Genomic DNA, 16731 nt, shown 5'->3' with positions numbered 1-16731 from the left:
GGTGCCCGCGACTTCAACGCCGATCCAGACATCTTGACCAAGCAATTGCTTGGGCGTTACGTTGCCGGAGAGGCTCCCTTCTCGCTGCCCCCACGGAGGCGTCATGATCGAGTTCCATCCCGTGACGAAGCACATCGGCGCCGAGGTCACCGGGGTCGATCTGCGCAAACCGCTGGCTCAGGAAGAGGTCCACATCCTGCGCCAGGGCTGGCTGAAACACCTGGTGCTGTTCTTTCGCGACCAGCACATCGACGACGAGCAGCACCTGCAGTTCGCGCTCAACTTCGGCACCCTGAACCATCCGGCGTTCAAGAGGGACGCCGCCAGCCCCATCCACGTGCTCGACCAGACCTCGCCCAAGAACGAGGGCGCGGACGAGTGGCACAGCGACAACACCTTCGAGTCGCCCCCGCCGATGGGCTCACTACTGCGCTGCGTCCAGCTCCCCAGCGTGGGCGGCGACACCTGCTGGGCCAACACCTACCTGGCCTACGAGGCGCTCTCGCCCTCCATCCAGCGCCTGTGCGACGAGCTGACCGCGGTGCACGACATCACGGGGTCGATGAAGAAGGCGATCGCCAAGGGCCACCCGTTCGACCTGGCCGAGGTCCAGGCGAGAGTGCCGCCGCTGGAGCGCCCGGTGGTCCGCGTGCACGCCGAGACCGGGCGCAAGGCGCTGTACGTGAACCGCGCCTCGACCACCCGCCTGGTCGGCCTGACGGACCGCGAGAACGAGGCGCTGCTGCCGCTGCTCATCGACCACATCCGCTCGCCGGAGTATCAGGTCAGGCTCCGCTGGCAGGTCGGCACCCTGGCCTTCTGGGACAACCGCCCCACCCAGCACTACGCGGTGGCCGACTACACAGAACGCCGCCGCATGCACCGGGTCACCGTCAACGCCTTCCCCGAGCACGCCGACAGCTGATCGGCCCGCGACTGGCGCGAAACGTCGGGGGAACCTGGTAACAAGGACGCATGATTGAAGCCCCGGACGCGGCGATGCTGCGCGAACAGGCCGAAGCCCGGCTGCGTGCGCTGGCCGGTGACCACGCCAAGCTCCGCGAGGATCAATGGAAGGCCATCGAGGCCCTCGTCGTCGAGCGGAGCCGGGTGCTGGTCGTGCAGCGCACCGGCTGGGGCAAGTCCGCCGTCTACTTCGTGGCCACCGCCCTGCTGCGCGAGCTGGACGAGGGGCCCACCGTCATCATCTCGCCCCTGCTGGCCCTCATGCGCAACCAGATCGCCGCCGCCGAGCGCGCCGGCATCAAGGCCGTCACGATCAACTCCGCCAACCCCGAGGCGTGGGAGGACGTCTACGCCCAGGTGGCCGAGGGGGAGATCGACGTGCTGCTGGTCAGCCCCGAGCGGCTCAACAACCCCGACTTCCGCGACAACGTGCTGCCCGAGCTGGCCGAGAGCGCCGGGCTGGTCGTCGTCGACGAGGCCCACTGCATCTCCGACTGGGGCCACGACTTCCGGCCCGACTACCGCAGGCTCGCCACCCTGTTCGAGGAGCTGCCGCCCGGCATCCCGGTGCTGGCCACCACCGCGACGGCCAACGCCCGCGTCACCCGCGACGTGGCCGAGCAGATGGGCGAGGACACGCTGGTCCTGCGCGGCGCGCTGGAGCGCGAAAGCCTCCACCTGAGTGTCGTACGACTCCCGACGGCGGAGCAGCGCCTGGCCTGGCTGGCGCAGACGCTGCGCGAGCTGCCCGGATCCGGCATCGTCTACACCCTGACCGTGGCCGCCGCCCACGAGATCGCCGGCTACCTGCGCGAGCAGGGGCACGAGGTGGCCGCCTACTCCGGGCAGACCGACCCGGCCGAACGGCTGGAGGCCGAGGAGGCCCTGCTCAACAACAAGATCAAGGCCTTGGTGGCCACCAGTGCCCTCGGCATGGGCTTCGACAAGCCCGACCTCGGGTTCGTCGTGCACGTCGGCGCCCCGCAGTCGCCGGTCGCCTACTACCAGCAGGTCGGCCGGGCCGGGCGCGGCGTGGAGCGGGCCGAGGTGATCCTGCTGCCGGGCACCGAGGACCGCGAGATCTGGGCCTACTTCACCTCGCTCGCCTTCCCGCCGGAGCCGGTGGTCAGGGCCGTGCTGCAGGCGCTGGAAGAGCGGGGCCTGATGTCCACCCAGGCGCTGGAGACGGCCGTCGACCTGAGCCGCAACCGCCTGGAGATGATGCTCAAGGTCCTCGACGTCGACGGCGCGGTGCGCCGGGTCAAGGGTGGCTGGGAGGCGACCGGCCGGCCGTGGGACTACGACGCCGAGCGCTACTCCCGCATCGCCGGCGAGCGCAGGGCCGAGCAGGACGCCATGCTCGGCTATCTGACGACGACCGAGTGCCGTGAGGAATACCTCCGCAAGCGGCTCGACGACGAGGCCGCCAAGCCGTGCGGGCGCTGCGACAACTGCACCGGCCGGCACCGCTCGGCGCAGATCGCGGCCCCGGCCGTGGAGAGCGCCCGCGAGCGGCTGAGCAGGCCGGGCGTCGACGTCGAGGCGCGCAGGCAGTGGCCGACCGGGCTGTCCGACCTGTCCGGCCGGATCAAGCCAGACCTCGGCGCCGAGCAGGGCAGGGCGCTGGGCCGGCTGACCGACATCGGCTGGGGCAACCGGCTGCGGGAGCTGTTCAACGCCCCCGACGGGCCGATGCCCGACGACATGTTCAAGGCCGTGGTGCAGGTGCTGTCCGCCTGGGACTGGCGGGAGCGGCCGGTGGGCGTCGTCAGCGTGCCCTCCTCGACGCGGCCCCAGCTCGTCCGTGGCTTCGCCGAACGGCTGGCCCAGGTCGGCCGGCTCACCTACCTGGGGGAGCTCGGCTATCGGGCGGGACCGCCCGGACAGCAGTTCAACAGCGCCAAGCGGGTCCAAGCGGTCAGGGGGACCCTGGCCATGCCCAAGGACGTGGGCGCCGCGGTGGCCGCGTGCGGCGGGCCGGTGCTGCTCATAGACGATCGGATCGACACCGGCTGGACCATGACGCTCGCCGCCGCCCTGATCCGGCACGCGGGCGCCCCCGCGGTCCTGCCACTGGCCCTGGCCACCACGTCCTGATCAGCGCGCCTATCCCCACCATGTCCTGATCAGCTGACGCCCATCGTCACCAGGTCGTAGCCGCCGTAGACCGGGCTGACGTGCACGTTGGTGGCGGCCCGGCCGCGCAGCAGGGTCGTCGACTGCCAGACCAGCGGCACCAGCACGGCCTGGTCGGCGACCTGCCGCTCGATCCGCTTCCACAGCTGGGCCCGCCTGGTCGCGTCGAGCTCCGTTCTGGCCTGGTCGACCAGCGTGTCGATCTCCGCCGACCGGACGCTCACGTTGGCCGAGAACTCCAGTCCACGTCGTTGAACGGCTTCACCCGCGGGTTGATCGCGAAGCCCAGAGGGGCCGGGGTGGGCCCCCGAGCCGTCGCGCAGAAAAGGAACCCCAGGTCCTGGCCGCGGCGGAGGCGCGTGCGGCCCGGACCCTTCGTGCAGCGTGGGCGGCAGCGTCGTATGCCCCCCGGAGTGCTGCGGCGGGCCCGACGCGCCGGGCGGGTGTGGCGTCGTCTGCTCGGGCGGGTGCGGCGGCGCTCCCGTCGACGCCTGGGGCGGAGCCGCCCCGGCCCTGATGAGGTCGTGCAGCAGCTGCTCGGCCGTCGGCCGCCGGCGGGGGTCCTTGCTCGGGGCCGCCCACAGCAGCGGCGGCCAGCCTGGCGTGCAGCAGCTTGATCGCCACTCGCGCACCGGAAGAGGAGGCGCCCAGGTAGACGCTGTCTTGACCACCTTGACCCAGGAAGGCGGTCAGGGTGTACGGACCAACCGACTCAGGATCTCCTGGTCGTAACGGACGTGAGCCCGTCATCCGGCTCCCTCAGTGGGCCAAAACTGGAGATCCCACCATGGAACGCACGGAAAAGCCGGCACTAGAGGCGCGGACGCGCTCCCAGATGCACGATCGCCTTGGACGCCAGGCTGCACCCGGAGGCCAGGGCCTCGGCCGGCGGCTTGCCCGCCAGCCACGGCGGCAGGAAGCCGGCGCAGAACGCGTCGCCCGCGCCCGTGCCGTCCACGATCCGGTCCACCGGCTCGGCCGGCGCCCGGACCGGCTCCGGCCGGCCGTTGCCGAACCACAGCGCGCCCTCGGCGGTCATCTTGATGACGACCTGCGGGAACCACGCCGTCAGCACCTTGGCGGCCGCCTCGGGGTCGTCCCGGCCGGTCAGCACCTTGGCCTGGTCGATGTTGGCGAACAGCAGCTTGGCGCCACTGGTCCACTCCAGGAACGGCTCGGCCCCCGTACGCTCAAGAGGCGCGGAGGAGGCGCAGTCGACGGAGATCGACATGCCGGAGTGGTGCGCCATGTCGAGCGCGGCCAGGCCGGCGTCCCGGGAGCCTTCGTTGATCAGCGTGTAGCCGGACATATGCAGATGCCCGCCGCCGTTGCCGAACAGGTCGCGCGGCAGGTCCTCCGGCAGGAGCGCGGCGTTGGCGCCGGGATCGGACAGCATGGTCCGCTCACCCTTGTGCGTGACGAGCACCACGCAGGTGCCGGTCGGCCGCTCAGGATCCATGACAAGCCTGGCGTCCACGCCATAGCCCATCAGCTCCATGTCGCGGTTGCGCCCGGTGATGTCGGCGCCCCTGCGGCCGATGAAGGCCACTTCGGAGCCCTCGACCGCGAGCCACGAGGCGATGTTGGCCCCGGAGCCGCCACCATGCATGGTCACGATCGCCGGGGTGTCGCTCGCACGGGCGAGCGCATAACGGGCGCGAGCGACCGCGTCGGTCATGAGATCGCCCACCACGACGACCCGCGTCATGATGCCACCACCTTGCTGCCTTCGGATCGAGCCTGGCCACGGCAAAACTAACAGCTTCCGGGCTGCTCGTGGGGCGGACCCGGGACACCAGGCCTGAGTCGATGCACAAGCGTTGCCCAAAACGCCCCGGAATTCTTGGCATGTGGGATGCGGGTTTACGCTCGTGACTGTGGAGGCACAATATCCGGCCCACTGGGAAGCCGACGTCGTCCTGGCCGACGGTGGCACCGCGCACGTGCGTCCGATCAGGCCCGCAGACGCCGACCGCCTGCGCGCCTTCTACTCCCGGCTGTCCGACGAGTCGATCTATTTCCGGTTCTTCGGGCCGCGGCCGCGGCTGTCGGACCGGGAGGTCGCGTGGTTCACCAACGTCGACTACCTCAGCCGGGTGGCGCTCATCGCCACCATCGGCACCGAGATGGTCGCGGTCATCCGCTACGACAGGACCGGGCCGGGCGAGGGGGAGGTGGCCTTCCTCGTGGAGGACGCCCACCAGGGCAGGGGAGTGGCCTCGGTGCTGCTCGAACACCTGGCCGCCACCGCCCGCGAGCGGGGCGTCGAACGGTTCGTCGCCGACGTGCTGCCCGCCAACATGAAGATGATGGGCGTGCTGCGCCAGGCCGGTTACACGGCCGAGACCCACTTCGCCGACGGTGTCGTACGCATGACTCTTGACCTGACCCCCACCGAGACCGCCACCGAGGTGACCACCGCGCGCGAGCACCGGGCCGAGGCCCGCTCGATCGCCAGGCTGCTCACCCCCGGCTCGGTCGCCGTCATCGGCGCCTCCCGCGAGCCGGGCGGCGTCGGCCACACCGCGCTGCGCAACCTGCTCGCCGCCGACTTCACCGGCCCCGTCTACCCGGTGCACCGCGAGGTGCGCGCCATGGCCGGCGTGCGCGCCTACCCGAGCGTGACGGCCATCGACGACGAGGTGGACCTGGCCGTCGTCGCCGTGCCCGCCGAGGGCGTGCTCGACGTGGTCAAGGAGTGCGCCGAGAAGGGCGTACACGGCCTGGTCGTGCTCTCCTCCGGGTTCGGCGAGACGGGCGAGGCGGGCCGGGACCGGCAGGACGAGCTGGCCCGCATCGCCCGCTCCTACGGCCTGCGCGTGGTCGGCCCCAACTGTCTCGGCATCGCCAACACCGACCCCGCCGTCAAACTCAACGCCACCCTCGCCGCCACCGTGCCCGGCAGGGGCCGGGTGGGCTTCTTCAGCCAGTCGGGCGCGCTCGGCACCGCGCTGCTCCAGCGGGTCAAGGAGCGCGGGATGGGCATCTCGTCGTTCGTCTCCGCGGGCAACCGGGCCGACGTGTCGGGCAACGACCTGCTGCAGTACTGGGAGGAGGACGCCTCGACCGAGGTGATCCTGCTCTACCTCGAATCGCTCGGCAACCCGCGCAAGTTCACCCGGCTGGCCAGGCGCATCGCCCGGTCCAAGCCGATCGTGGTGGTCAAGAGCGGCGGCACCCCGGCCGGGCACTCCGCCGAGGAGCTCGGCCTGCCCGACTCGGCGATCAGCTCCCTGTTCGAGCAGGCCGGGCTGATCCGGGTCGACGACCTCATCCAGCTCTTCGACGTCGGTCAGCTCCTGGCCTACCAGCCGCTGCCCGCCGGCCCGCGCGTCGCCCTGATCACCAACTCCGACGCGCTCGGCCTGCTCGCCGCCGACGGGTGCCTCGCGGCGGGGCTGGAGCCCCGCCCTCCGGTCAACCTCGGCGCCACCGCGGAAGCCTCGGAATTCTGTACGGCACTCGCGGACGAGCTGGCCTCACCCGAGGTCGACGCGGCGGTCGTCATCTACATGCCGCCCATCCCCGGCGACACCACCGCCGTGGCCGCCGGGCTCCTGGAGATCTCGCGCGGCTCGGCCAAGCCCGTGCTCGCCACCTTCCAGGGCCATCTCGGCATGCATCCCTGCCTGCAGACCGGCGGCCCGGTCCCGGCCCGCGGCTCCATCCCGTCCTACGCCGCGCCGGAAGAGGCGGTCAGGGCGCTGGCCCTGGCGGTCCGCTACGCCACCTGGCGCGCCCGTCCCGTCGTCCCGCCGCCGGACCTCGACGACCTCGACACGGCCGGCGCCCGCGCCCTCGTCCACGAAGCGCTGACGGCAGGCGCCGCCGCCCCGCCTCCCACGCGACCCGAGACGGGCCCCGCCACCGACGGCCAGATCCCGGCGCCCGCCGACACTTCGGACGCCCCCGCTCAGGACGCCCCCGCTCAGGACGCCCCCGTTTCGGGCGGCCCTGCTCCGGGCGCCGCTCCAGCTCAGGGCCATGGAGGCGAGGCCGCCGCGGATTCCGTACGACCGCCGGCGGAGTATGCGGCGGTCTCTTCCACGGAGTCCGCGGGGGCGCCCCTGTTCGCCGAGGCGGGGCCGCCGGTGCAGGCCGACGCCGCCGCGCTGCTCGCCTGCTACGGCGTCACCGTCTGGCCCGCCGAGGTGGTGCGCTCACCGGACGAGGCGGTCGCCGCCGCCGAGCGGCTCGGGTGGCCGGCGGTGCTCAAGGTGGCCGGCCCCGACGCCTCACGCCGCGCCGGCACCGTCCGGCTCGGCCTGCCGAACGCCGAGAGCGTACGGCACGCCTACGCCGAGTTCGCCCGGCAGTTCGGCGACGATGTGGAGCTGGCCGTCCAGCGGATGGCCCCGCAGCCCGCCGTGCCCACGGTGGTGAGCGTCATCGAGGACCCCGCGTTCGGGCCGGTCGTGTCGTTCGGGCTGGGCGAGGTGACCGCCCGCCTGCTGCTCGACCAGGGCTTCCGCCTGGCTCCCCTCACCCGCGAGGACGCCGCCGCCCTGGTGCGGTCCGTACGCGCCGCGCCCCTGCTGTTCGGCGAGTATGGCTACCCACCCGTCGCGGTCGACGCCCTGGAAGACCTGCTGACCAGGGTGAGCCGCCTGGGCCACGACCTGCCCGAGCTGGGCCGGCTCGACCTGGACCAGGTGCTGGTGGGGGAGTCCGGAGTGATCGTCCTGGACGCGCGGGCCACCCTGCGCACCCCGCCCGGCCCCCGCCTCGACGGTGGTCCGCGCAGGCTGGGCGAGAGCCCTCGCCTCAACCGAGGCAGGTTTTCGTCAGGTTAAAAGACGTTATAGAGCGTTATGTCCGGCGGGTGGTTGCACTGTGTCGCCCTGGCAAACTGGGTCCATGAGGGAAACCCGAGTCTCAGCCGCGGGCCTGCGTGAAGCCATCGAGCGCAGCGGCTACTATCCCGACCTCGTCTCCGATGCGGTCGAATCCGCGCTGGGCAAGGAGGCCGTGACCGCGTTCGTGGTCCACCACGAGGCCACCTTCGATCCCGCCATGGAGGTGCGCAGGCACGTCACCGTCCTGGTTCTGTCCACCTCGAGGCTCCTGGTCTGCCACACCGACGAGCACCCGGCCGTCGAGGGCGTGTCCACCGCGCACGCCTCCACCACGTCGGAGGCGGTCCGGCTCAGCCGGATCCAGTCGGTGGCGGTCACCCGGGTGGTTCCCGACCCCGCCTCCTACGTGCCCGGCGTCCCTCCGACGGAGGTGACGCTCACGATCGGCTGGGGCGCCATCTCCCACGTGGATCTGGAGCCCGCGACCTGCGGCGACGAGAACTGCGAGGCCGACCACGGCTACACCGGCGCCATCACCGCCGACGACCTCTCCCTGCGCGTCAGCGAGGCCGCCGACGGCCCGGAGGCGGTCGCGCACGTCCTGTCGTTCGCCAAGGCCCTGTCCGAGGCCACCGCCGCCCACTGAGGCCCCGGATCGACGTGGACGACTCGCCGCCCACTGAGGCCCCGGATCGACGTGGACGACTCGCCGCCCACTGAGGCCCGGATCGGGGTGGACGACTCGCCGCCCACCCCGCCGGGCCGGGATCCCGGGGTCCGGACGTACGACCTGAGCGGGTTCGCGCGCATGGCCGGGGCGGGGGCGGGCGGATAGGATCGGGCCATGGAGACCGGACCGCTGGTGCCCGCGTACGGCGGGGCGGCGCTGTCCGATCTCGCCCGCTCCCTCCTGGCGGCGCTGGGCCTGGACGAGCCCAATGCGCTGGCCATCGCGCCCGCCGAGCGCACCTGCCTGTTCATCGTGGACGGACTCGGCGCGGAGTTGCTGCGCGCGCATGCCGACACGGCGCCGTTCCTGGCCGCCATCGCCGGCCGGACGCTGACCGCCGGCTTCCCCGCGACCACCGTCACGAGCCTGTGCTCGCTCGGCACCGGCCTGTCGCCGGGCGAGCACGGGATGATGGGCCTGATGCTCGCGGTGCCTGGCGCCGGGCGGCTGTTCAACTGCCTGCGCTGGACCGGGATGGCGATGGATCCCAAGGAGTGGCAGCCGAGCGCGACGGTCTACGAGCGGGCCGCGACGGCGGGGATCGAGCCCGTCTACGTCGCGCCCGCCGCCTACGAGGGCACCGGGCTGACCGAGGCCGTCTATCGCGGGGTCCGCTATGTGGGCGCCGAGACGGTGGACGAACGGGTGGCGCGGACGCTCGCCGAGCTGGCCCGCCCGCGCGCGCACGTCACCGTCTATTACGGCGATCTCGACGCCACCGGACACCTGACGGGCTGGGGCAGCCCGGAGTGGCTGCGGCAGCTCGCGATCGTGGACGCCATGGCCGAGCGGCTGGCCGAGGGCCTGCCGCCGGGCACCGCACTGTTCGTGACGGCCGACCACGGCATGGTCAACGCCGTTGACAAGCTCGACGCCGAGGCGACGCCCGAGCTGACGCGCGGGGTCGCCATGCTGGGCGGCGAGGCCAGGGCCCGGCACGTCTACGCCGAGCCGGGCGCCGCCGAGGAGGTGTTCGACGCCTGGGGCGAGGTGCTGCGCGGCCGCGCCTGGGTGGTCTCCCGGCAGGAGGCGGTCGAGTCCGGCTGGTTCGGACCCCGGGTGCGCGCCGACTGGCTGGGCCGCATCGGCGACGTCATCGCGGTGCCCTACACGGATCTGGCCATCATCGCCCCCACCGCGCATCCGATCGAGGCCCTGTTCACCGGCTACCACGGCTCGATGACCATGGCCGAGCAGCACGTGCCACTTCTGGAGGTATCCACCCGATGAGCCCGCTGATCACCCCGGACGACCTGGCCGCCTCGCTCGACGGCGCGAGCGTGCTCGACGTGCGCTGGCGGCTCGGCGGGCCGCCCGGGATCGGCATGTACCGGGAGGGGCACCTGCCCGGCGCCGTCTTCTGCGACCTCGACGCCGACCTGACCGCCGCGCCCGGAGCGGCCGGTCGCCATCCGCTGCCGGAGGCGGCCGCGTTCGAGGAGGCGATGCGGCGGCTGGGCGTGTCCGGCGGGCGGCCGGTGGTGGTCTACGACGACTCGGGCGCGATGGCCGCCGCCCGCGCCTGGTGGGTGCTGCGCTACTACGGGCATCAGGACGTACGCGTGCTCGACGGCGGTCTGGGAGCCTGGATCGCCGCCGGCCTGCCGGTCACCAAGGAGGAGACGGAGCTCGCGCCCGGCGACTTCACCGCCGTCCCGGGCGGGATGCCGATGCTCGACGCGGACGAGGCGGCGGCGCTGGCCGCGTCCGGCGTGCTGCTCGACGCCCGGGCCGAGGAGCGCTACCGGGGCGAGGTGGAGCCGATCGACCCGGTGGCCGGCCACATCCCCGGTGCGGTCAGCGCGCCCACCACCGCCAACGTCGGCAGCGACGGCAGGTTCCTGCCCCCGGAGACGCTGCGGGCCCGCTTCACCGAGCTGGGGGTGGACGAGGGCGTCCCGGCCGGCGCCTACTGCGGATCCGGCGTGACGGCCGCCCACGAGGTGCTCGCCCTGGAGGTGGCGGGCCGGCCCGCCGCCCTCTACGTGGGCTCCTGGTCCAACTGGGTCGCCGACTCCTCCAGGCCGGTCGCCACCGGCTGATCGCCCGCCCCGAAGCAGACGAACCCCAGCACCCCGGTCTTGGCCGAGGCGTACGCCAGCGCCGTGGCCGGGGCGTGGCCCGCCGCGAGCAGCTCGTGGAAGCGGATCATCAGGGCCAGCGCGTCCTCGTCGCGCACCGGCACCAGCCCGGCGACCACGCATGCCGCGCCCCGGGTCAGGAACGTACCGGCCAGCCCGAGCGGCGCGCCGTCGGTGGGCGTGCGCGCCATCCCGGAGTCGCACGACGACAGCACGACGAGCCTGGCCGCCTGGGCCATGCCCAGCAGGTCGTAGGCCATCAGCGGGCCGTCGTCCAGCGTGATGCTGGACAGCAGCGGGCTGCGCGCGTGGAACACCCCGTGCGCCGCCAGGTGCAGCACGTCGGCGGACTGCAGCGCGGCCAGCACCGGGCCGGTCCGCGCCGGCACCTCGCGCCCGCGCGGATGGCAGGCGAGCACCCGATCGACCTCCTCGCGGGCGTGCGAGAGGCCCGGCCCGACCGCCGCGATCACCGTGCTCGGTTCGGTGACGGGTGCCCGGCGGGTGGCGCCCAGCCAGGCGGCGGCGCTCGCGGCCACACTCACCGGCCGCTCGCGCAGGCTGGGCAGCGTGGCCCAGGGCAACGTGTGCAGCGCCCCGGTGGGCACCAGAACCAGCGGCCGGTCCCCGATCTCATCGCCGATGGGCCCCAGCAACAACCGCTCCAACGCAGCGGCCGGCTCAGCCGTATGACGCACGCTCAGCGGCTCGTCGGCACCCCCGCCGCCCGGCTCGCCGGTACCCCCGCCGGCAGGCTCCCCGGCACCCCCGCCGCCCGGCTCGCCGGTACTTCCGCCGGCAGGCTCCCCGGAACCTCCGTCAGTCGGATCCCCGGTGATCCCGTCGGTGGGATGCCCGGCGACTCCGTCGGCGGGAGATTCGAGGGGTTCGGTGGGTGGGTTCTCGGTGAGGAGGCCGTCGCGGAGGGTGACGCGGCGTAGTGAGTAGCGCAGGCGGATGAGTGCCTCGGTGACCGGCAGCAGCGCGCCGAGCCGCCGCAGCACCACCCGCTCATCGGTGATCACGACGGCGACCAGCGACTCACCGTCGGGGACGAACTCCACCAGCGCGGCCCGGCCCAGCGCGGCACGCACCTGGCCGAGGCCCGCGGGGGAGCAGGCGTGCGCGGGAGCGGCCACCGCCCGCCAGCGTTCGGCCCACTCGAACACCTCCTCCGCGCCCCCGTCGCGTACCGCGAGCCGCAGCCCGAAGGCCGCCAGCCGCTCGCCCGCCCTGACGGCGTGCGCGCGCAGCGCCGGGTCGTCGAAGGCGTCGGCCTGGTCGCCCACCTCGGCCAGCCCCTCGCGAACCGCCCGGAACGCCGCCGCGACGTCCTCCTGCAGCGCCGCCTCCAGCGCGAGCGCGTGCTGGCGTACGGGACCCGGCACCTGCGCGGCCTGGGCCAGGCGGCCGGCGTGCGAGTCGGCGAGCAGAGACGTCAGCCGGGTGCCGGCGGGAGCCCGGGGCTCGCACCGCCTGGCGTGCGCCGTGAGCCGGGCGAGCTGGGCCGAAGCTGCCGGATGGTCGTCGACGGCCAGCGCGGTCTCGGCCGCCACCAGCCGCAGCGCGGCCGCCTCCGCCGCGTTGGCGGTGTCCTCCAGCTCGCTCGCGCACCTGATCAACTCGGCCAGCAGGGCGGCGGTCGGCGGCTCCAGAGCGAGCCTGGCCCGCAGCACGACCTCCCTGGCCAGCGGCAGCCACGCCCGCCGATCCTGCGCCGACAGCTCCCGCATGGCCCGCTCGGCCACCGTCATCGCCTCGTGCGGGTCGCCGGTGAGCAGCTCCACCTGGGCCAGCTTCAGCCGCGCCTCGGCCAGCGCCGTGTGCGCGCCGGTCCTGTCCAGGTCGGGTACGGCCAGGCTCAGCAGGGCCCTGGCCTCGCCGGGCAGGTGGGCGGCCAGCAGCGCGGCGGCGAAGTCGGCGCGCATCGTGGCCAGCCGCTCGGGATAGCCGAACAGGGTGTCCTCGGCCGCGCGGTAGTGGGTGAAGGCGCCGCTGACGTCGCCGCGCCGTACCGCGAGAAAGGGCAGGTTGGCGGCGGCCAGGCGGGTCAGGTGGCGGAGCCCGGCGTGCCGGGAGATCTCCAGGCAGGCGCTGATGTCGCGCATGGCGTCGTCCCAGTCGCCCCGGTAGGCGTGCACCAGGCCGCGGTTGAGCAGGCCGCCGGCCAGGAACCTGCGGTCGTCGACGGTGCCGGGGGCGGCGGCGAGGGCCCGCAGCGCCCGGTCGCAGGAGGCGATGGCCTCCTGGTAGCGCCCGAGGTGGGCCAGGGCGACGGCCCGCTGGGTGTCGAGCTTGGCGCGGTCGAGCGGCGACAGGTAGGCCCAGGCGAGGGCGGCGACCCGGAGCGCCTGGAGGGGATGGCCGCGCTCGGTGCGGACCGTCACCAGCGAGAGCCTGGCCTGCGCCCGCCGCTCGGCGGGCGCGCCCACGGTGCGGATGGCCTGCCTGAGATGCTCCTCCGCGCCGGGCAGATCGCCGAGCTCACGCGCGGCCAGCGCCATGGCCCGCAGCGCCACCACCTCCGCCTCGGTGGCGCCGGCCGCCTCGGCCGCGTGCAGGATGGTACGGCCGGCGTCGAGGGCCTGCGCGGGATCCACCACCGACCGCAGGACGGCCATCTCCGCGGCCCGTACGAGCAGGGTGGCGTCCGGGGAACGGCCGGGCGGTCGGTGCTTCTCCGGTGTCGCCATGTGTGCCTCGGTTGGTGGTACGGCGGGCAGGCGCGGCCCGGCCGGGTCGTTCACGGGCGGACGCGCACCCACCTGGTCTGGACGGGCTCCTGACCGGGGCGGTGACAGACCACGCTGAGCCAGCCGGGTGGCAGGCCGGTGGCCGCGAACTGGCCGCTGTCGGCCAGGCTCCTGGTGAGCGTCAGGTGCGGGGTGCGGACGTCGACGTGACTGCCCTCGCAGGGGGTCGGGAACACCTGGCCGACCACGTCGATGAGCCCGTCGCCCACGGTCACCTCCAGGTCGAAGGTGAGCCCGGCGGCGATGAACCGGACCGTGCGCGGGCCGTCCGCTCCACGCACGCCACGAGCGGTGGCGCCCTCGGCGGGCATCGCGGTCACCGCCCGAGGCACCCGCAGTTCGAAGACGTCCCGGGCCGCGGCGGACACGTGGCCCGGGATCGGATCGTTGCCGGAGGCGAGCCTGAGGGCCGCCAGGAAGTATTCGTCGTTGATCATTGCACCGTCTCCTGTAGTGAGATCAGGGTGCGCAGTTTTTCCAGGCACCGGGCCCTGGTCGGGCCGACGCTACCGACGGGGACGCCCAGCCGCAGGGCCATCTGACGGCTGCCGAGGTCGGTCGCGACGAGGTGGAGCAGGGTGCGGCACGGCTCCTGCAGGGCGGAGACCGTCTGCCAGAGCAGGCGGTTGCCGTCGGCCTCCAGCACGGCGGACGCCGGGTCGGGGGCGTCGCCGAGCTCGAAGCCGGCGGCCGGCGGCGTCTTGCGCACCAGCAGGAGCGCTTCGCGCCGGGTGGTCGTCGCGAGCCAGGCGCCGACCAGCGCGGGCTCCCTGATGCTGTGGAGATGCTCCAGCAGGCGCAGCCAGGCGCCCTGAACCGCGTCCGCCGCGTCCGCCTCGTTCAGCCCGCACGCGCGGGCCACCGCCCACATCCGCGGGCCGAACCTGGACTCGAGCTCGTCCCAGGCGAGCTGGTCGCCGTCGGCCGCGGCTGAGAGCAGCTCCGCTGGATCGCGTGGGTCCTGCATACGGCCTCCTTTCCGACCCGCACGGCGAGGCGAATCTGCCTCCCCGTGATCGTCTGGGGACTGAGCGTAAACTCTACAGATTCGACGGGACGAGAACTCCCAGATCGGGAATTTGCCGGTTGACCTGGGGGTCGAGCACCCGCAGCGCCGCCTCCTTGGCCGGCAGGTCCCGCGCGGCGTCGGCGATGGCCCCCGCGACGATGGCCGTGGCGAACGACGTGCCGCTCCAGGAGGCGTACCCGGCGAACTCGCCGCGCTCCAGGAAGCTGCTCGTCAGCCACTCGCCGGGGGCACAGGCGTCCACCCACGAGCCGTGGGCCGAGAACGGGGCCCGGCGTTCGAGCGTGTGGTCCACGGCGCCCACCGCGATCGTGTCGGCCAGCGCGGCAGGGTAGAAGGGCCGGTCCGAGGCCGTGTTGCCGGCGCACGCGACGGCCACCGTGTCCGTCAGCTCGGCGAGCGCGTCGGCCAGCAGCGGCGGCGGTCTGCCGTCGAAGGTGTGGCCGCCGAAGGACAGGTTGAGCACCTGCGGCGGCCGGTCGCGCATCCGGTGCAGCGCCCGGACCACGCTCGCCTCGTCGCCCACCCCGTCGCCGTCAAGCACCCGGCTCACCCGCAGCGACACGCCGGGCGCCCCGCGGACGAGCAGGCCCGCCAGGAAGGTGCCGTGCCCGGCCTGCGAGCCCTCGGTCGCGTCGGCGTCCTCGGCGCTGGTCCGGGCGTACCAGTCGCTGTCGGACCACCACCGGTGCGCGGCCACGCCGGAGTCGACCAGCCCCACCACCACCTGGGACCTGGCCCTGCCCGGCCGGTGGGAGATGGGCGGGCAGGGGAAGGCCCTGGTCGCCGGGCCGCCGAAGAACAAGGGCTGCCCGGCGAAGACGTGGTTGGGCGAGGCCCGGAAACCGTGCTCGCGCAGCTCCCTGGTGATCTCGCACGGGTCCACCCCGGACGTCAGGTGGATCACGCAGACGCCGTCGGCCTCCGAGACCGCCTGGGTCCAGCGTGCGGCGGCCGACAGGGCGCTGCGGTCCGTCAGGATCTGGCCTGGGCGGATGAGCGCCTCGCCGGCTCGTTCGATGTCCATGAGCGGGTATCTTTCCCAGCCGGCTCAGCTGTCACATGCCACACGCGCACCAACTTGGTATGGCCGTGCACTGGTTTCCGATTACAACCGACGGTAGTCTCTCCCTAGTCACTTGTGATCATCCCAGGACGAGGCCGTTGGGGAAGGCGCACCTCGTACCGAATCGGGAGGTCCGGTGTCTGCTCGTGGCGTGCTCTACGTCCACTCGGCTCAGCCCGCGCTGTGCCCTCATATCGAATGGGCGGTCGCGGGTGTTCTTGGCGTGCCCGTGGACCTGACCTGGACCCCGCAACCCGCGGCGCCCAATGTGGTGCGGGCGCAGGCGGAGTGGGAGGGCCGGCCGGGCATCGCGGCGGCCATCACCTCCTCCCTCATGGGCTGGCAGCGCATCCGGTTCGAGATCACCGAGGACGCCTCGCCGGGCGTCGACGGCTCCCGGCATGCCTACACGCCGACGCTCGGCGCCTTCAGCGCGGTCATCGGTGCCGGGGGCGACATCCTGATCCCCGAGGATCGGCTGCGCGCCGTGATGCTGACGGCTGCCCAGGGGCGCTCTGTGCTGGAGGACGAGCTGGACAAACTGCTCGGCAAGCCGTGGGACGAGGAGCTGGAGCCGTTCCGCTACGCGGGCGACGGCGCTCCCGTCCGCTGGCTGCACGCCGCCGTCTGAGGTGCGCCCCTCGACCGCGACCACCCGAACCCGCGACCACCCGAACCTGCGACCACCGAGCCAGCGCCGACGGCCCGAGCCAGCGATACCCGAGCCAGCGCCGACGACCCGAGCCAGCGACAGCCCGAGCCTGCCTACGCGAAAGGGCCCCGCACCTCACGGTGCGGGGCCCTTCGTGTCACTGGGTCACAGGGGGATGTTCCCGTGCGCGCCTCTGGCGGGGGTGGCCTGGGCGAGGACCTGGGCGATCGCGCCGCGGGTCTCCACCGGCTCGATGACCTCGTCGATCACGCCCAGATCCCGCGCACGGGCGAGCCAGCCCGCCAGCTTCTCGTGCTCCCTGGCGAGCCGCTGCTCCAGCTCGGCCCGCTCCTCCTCCGGAGCGGCGCTCCTGGCCGACGCCCCGGCAGATAACCCGGTACGTCCACAAGGACAACCAACGGCACTCCGAAGGCGTCACACATACGGACGAAGCGAGCGGCTTTCTCGGCGGACGTGGCGTCGAGGCAGCCGCCGAGCCGCAGCGGGTCGTCGGCGGGCCGGTC

At 73.3% G+C, this 16731-nt stretch carries 14 protein-coding genes and 1 pseudogene; 8 read left to right on the top strand and 7 right to left on the bottom strand.

Annotated features, from left to right (window positions below):
* Positions 1–103 precede the first annotated feature (103 nt).
* Positions 104–925 (top strand): TauD/TfdA dioxygenase family protein, encoded by an 822-nt coding sequence (locus tag OHA68_RS44040; RefSeq protein ID WP_327105560.1) that lies wholly within the window; start codon positions 104–106, stop codon positions 923–925.
* Between the two features lie 50 nt (positions 926–975).
* Positions 976–3063: a RecQ family ATP-dependent DNA helicase gene (locus tag OHA68_RS44035; protein ID WP_327105559.1), complete on the top strand. Its 2088-nt coding sequence runs from the start codon at positions 976–978 to the stop codon at positions 3061–3063.
* A 29-nt stretch (positions 3064–3092) separates the two neighbouring features.
* Here the strand turns inward: OHA68_RS44035 and OHA68_RS44030 are convergent, their stop codons facing one another.
* On the bottom strand, positions 3093–3326 hold the full coding sequence (locus OHA68_RS44030) for a hypothetical protein (RefSeq protein WP_327105558.1): 234 nt from the start codon (positions 3324–3326) through the stop codon (positions 3093–3095).
* A 587-nt stretch (positions 3327–3913) separates the two neighbouring features.
* Positions 3914–4810 (bottom strand): carbohydrate kinase family protein, encoded by an 897-nt coding sequence (locus OHA68_RS44025; protein ID WP_327105557.1) that lies wholly within the window; start codon positions 4808–4810, stop codon positions 3914–3916.
* 169 nt (positions 4811–4979) lie between these two features.
* Here OHA68_RS44025 and OHA68_RS44020 point away from each other — a divergent pair, with 169 nt between their 5' ends.
* From OHA68_RS44020 to OHA68_RS44000, 5 genes are all read left to right on the top strand, one after another.
* Positions 4980–7895, top strand: a complete 2916-nt coding sequence (locus OHA68_RS44020; RefSeq protein ID WP_327105556.1) for a bifunctional acetate--CoA ligase family protein/GNAT family N-acetyltransferase — start codon at positions 4980–4982, stop codon at positions 7893–7895.
* A gap of 64 nt (positions 7896–7959) precedes the next feature.
* Positions 7960–8544 carry a DUF5998 family protein gene (locus tag OHA68_RS44015; protein WP_327105555.1) on the top strand — a complete coding sequence of 195 codons (585 nt, stop codon included), beginning with the start codon at positions 7960–7962 and terminating at the stop codon, positions 8542–8544.
* Positions 8545–8595: 51 nt separating this feature from the next.
* On the top strand, positions 8596–8733 hold the full coding sequence (locus tag OHA68_RS44010) for a hypothetical protein (RefSeq protein ID WP_189140936.1): 138 nt from the start codon (positions 8596–8598) through the stop codon (positions 8731–8733).
* A 9-nt stretch (positions 8734–8742) separates the two neighbouring features.
* Positions 8743–9858, top strand: a complete 1116-nt coding sequence (locus OHA68_RS44005) for an alkaline phosphatase family protein (RefSeq protein ID WP_327105554.1) — start codon at positions 8743–8745, stop codon at positions 9856–9858.
* Positions 9855–10670: a sulfurtransferase gene (locus OHA68_RS44000; protein WP_327105553.1), complete on the top strand. Its 816-nt coding sequence runs from the start codon at positions 9855–9857 to the stop codon at positions 10668–10670. Before OHA68_RS44005 ends, OHA68_RS44000 begins: the two co-directional genes overlap by 4 nt.
* Here OHA68_RS44000 and OHA68_RS43995 read toward each other — a convergent pair.
* The 4 genes from OHA68_RS43995 to OHA68_RS43980 form a co-directional block, all read right to left on the bottom strand.
* Positions 10610–13402, bottom strand: a complete 2793-nt coding sequence (locus OHA68_RS43995; RefSeq protein ID WP_327105552.1) for a CHAT domain-containing protein — start codon at positions 13400–13402, stop codon at positions 10610–10612. The genes OHA68_RS44000 and OHA68_RS43995 overlap by 61 nt on opposite strands.
* Positions 13403–13452: 50 nt before the next feature.
* On the bottom strand, positions 13453–13899 hold the full coding sequence (locus OHA68_RS43990; RefSeq protein ID WP_327105551.1) for a hypothetical protein: 447 nt from the start codon (positions 13897–13899) through the stop codon (positions 13453–13455).
* On the bottom strand, positions 13896–14429 hold the full coding sequence (locus OHA68_RS43985; protein ID WP_327105550.1) for an RNA polymerase sigma factor: 534 nt from the start codon (positions 14427–14429) through the stop codon (positions 13896–13898). Before OHA68_RS43985 ends, OHA68_RS43990 begins: the two co-directional genes overlap by 4 nt.
* A gap of 73 nt (positions 14430–14502) precedes the next feature.
* Positions 14503–15516 (bottom strand): S8 family peptidase, encoded by a 1014-nt coding sequence (locus OHA68_RS43980; protein ID WP_327105549.1) that lies wholly within the window; start codon positions 15514–15516, stop codon positions 14503–14505.
* Positions 15517–15691: 175 nt separating this feature from the next.
* Between OHA68_RS43980 and OHA68_RS43975 the strand changes: the two genes are divergently transcribed.
* Positions 15692–16186 carry a DUF3145 domain-containing protein gene (locus OHA68_RS43975; protein WP_189140929.1) on the top strand — a complete coding sequence of 165 codons (495 nt, stop codon included), beginning with the start codon at positions 15692–15694 and terminating at the stop codon, positions 16184–16186.
* 186 nt (positions 16187–16372) lie between these two features.
* Here the strand turns inward: OHA68_RS43975 and OHA68_RS43970 are convergent.
* A pseudogene (locus tag OHA68_RS43970) lies at positions 16373–16722 on the bottom strand (carboxyl transferase domain-containing protein); the annotation flags it as partial.
* Positions 16723–16731 lie beyond the last annotated feature (9 nt).

It is taken from the genome of Nonomuraea glycinis (assembly GCF_035920485.1).
In the GTDB taxonomy this organism is placed as follows: domain Bacteria; phylum Actinomycetota; class Actinomycetes; order Streptosporangiales; family Streptosporangiaceae; genus Nonomuraea; species Nonomuraea glycinis.
This window is presented reverse-complemented; position numbering and strand designations above follow the sequence as displayed.

Bases quoted from the DNA above. Each gene is read 5' to 3' on its own strand.
- OHA68_RS43985 (WP_327105550.1), bottom strand. From the start codon at position 14,429: ATGCAGGACCCACGCGATCCAGCGGAGCTGCTCTCAGCCGCGGCCGAC.
- OHA68_RS44000 (WP_327105553.1), top strand. From the start codon at position 9,855: ATGAGCCCGCTGATCACCCCGGACGACCTGGCCGCCTCGCTCGACGGC.
- OHA68_RS44035 (WP_327105559.1), top strand. From the start codon at position 976: ATGATTGAAGCCCCGGACGCGGCGATGCTGCGCGAACAGGCCGAAGCC.
- OHA68_RS44040 (WP_327105560.1), top strand. From the start codon at position 104: ATGATCGAGTTCCATCCCGTGACGAAGCACATCGGCGCCGAGGTCACC.
- OHA68_RS43995 (WP_327105552.1), bottom strand. From the start codon at position 13,402: ATGGCGACACCGGAGAAGCACCGACCGCCCGGCCGTTCCCCGGACGCC.
- OHA68_RS43990 (WP_327105551.1), bottom strand. From the start codon at position 13,899: ATGATCAACGACGAATACTTCCTGGCGGCCCTCAGGCTCGCCTCCGGC.
- OHA68_RS44015 (WP_327105555.1), top strand. From the start codon at position 7,960: ATGAGGGAAACCCGAGTCTCAGCCGCGGGCCTGCGTGAAGCCATCGAG.
- OHA68_RS43980 (WP_327105549.1), bottom strand. From the start codon at position 15,516: ATGGACATCGAACGAGCCGGCGAGGCGCTCATCCGCCCAGGCCAGATC.
- OHA68_RS44025 (WP_327105557.1), bottom strand. From the start codon at position 4,810: ATGACGCGGGTCGTCGTGGTGGGCGATCTCATGACCGACGCGGTCGCT.
- OHA68_RS44005 (WP_327105554.1), top strand. From the start codon at position 8,743: ATGGAGACCGGACCGCTGGTGCCCGCGTACGGCGGGGCGGCGCTGTCC.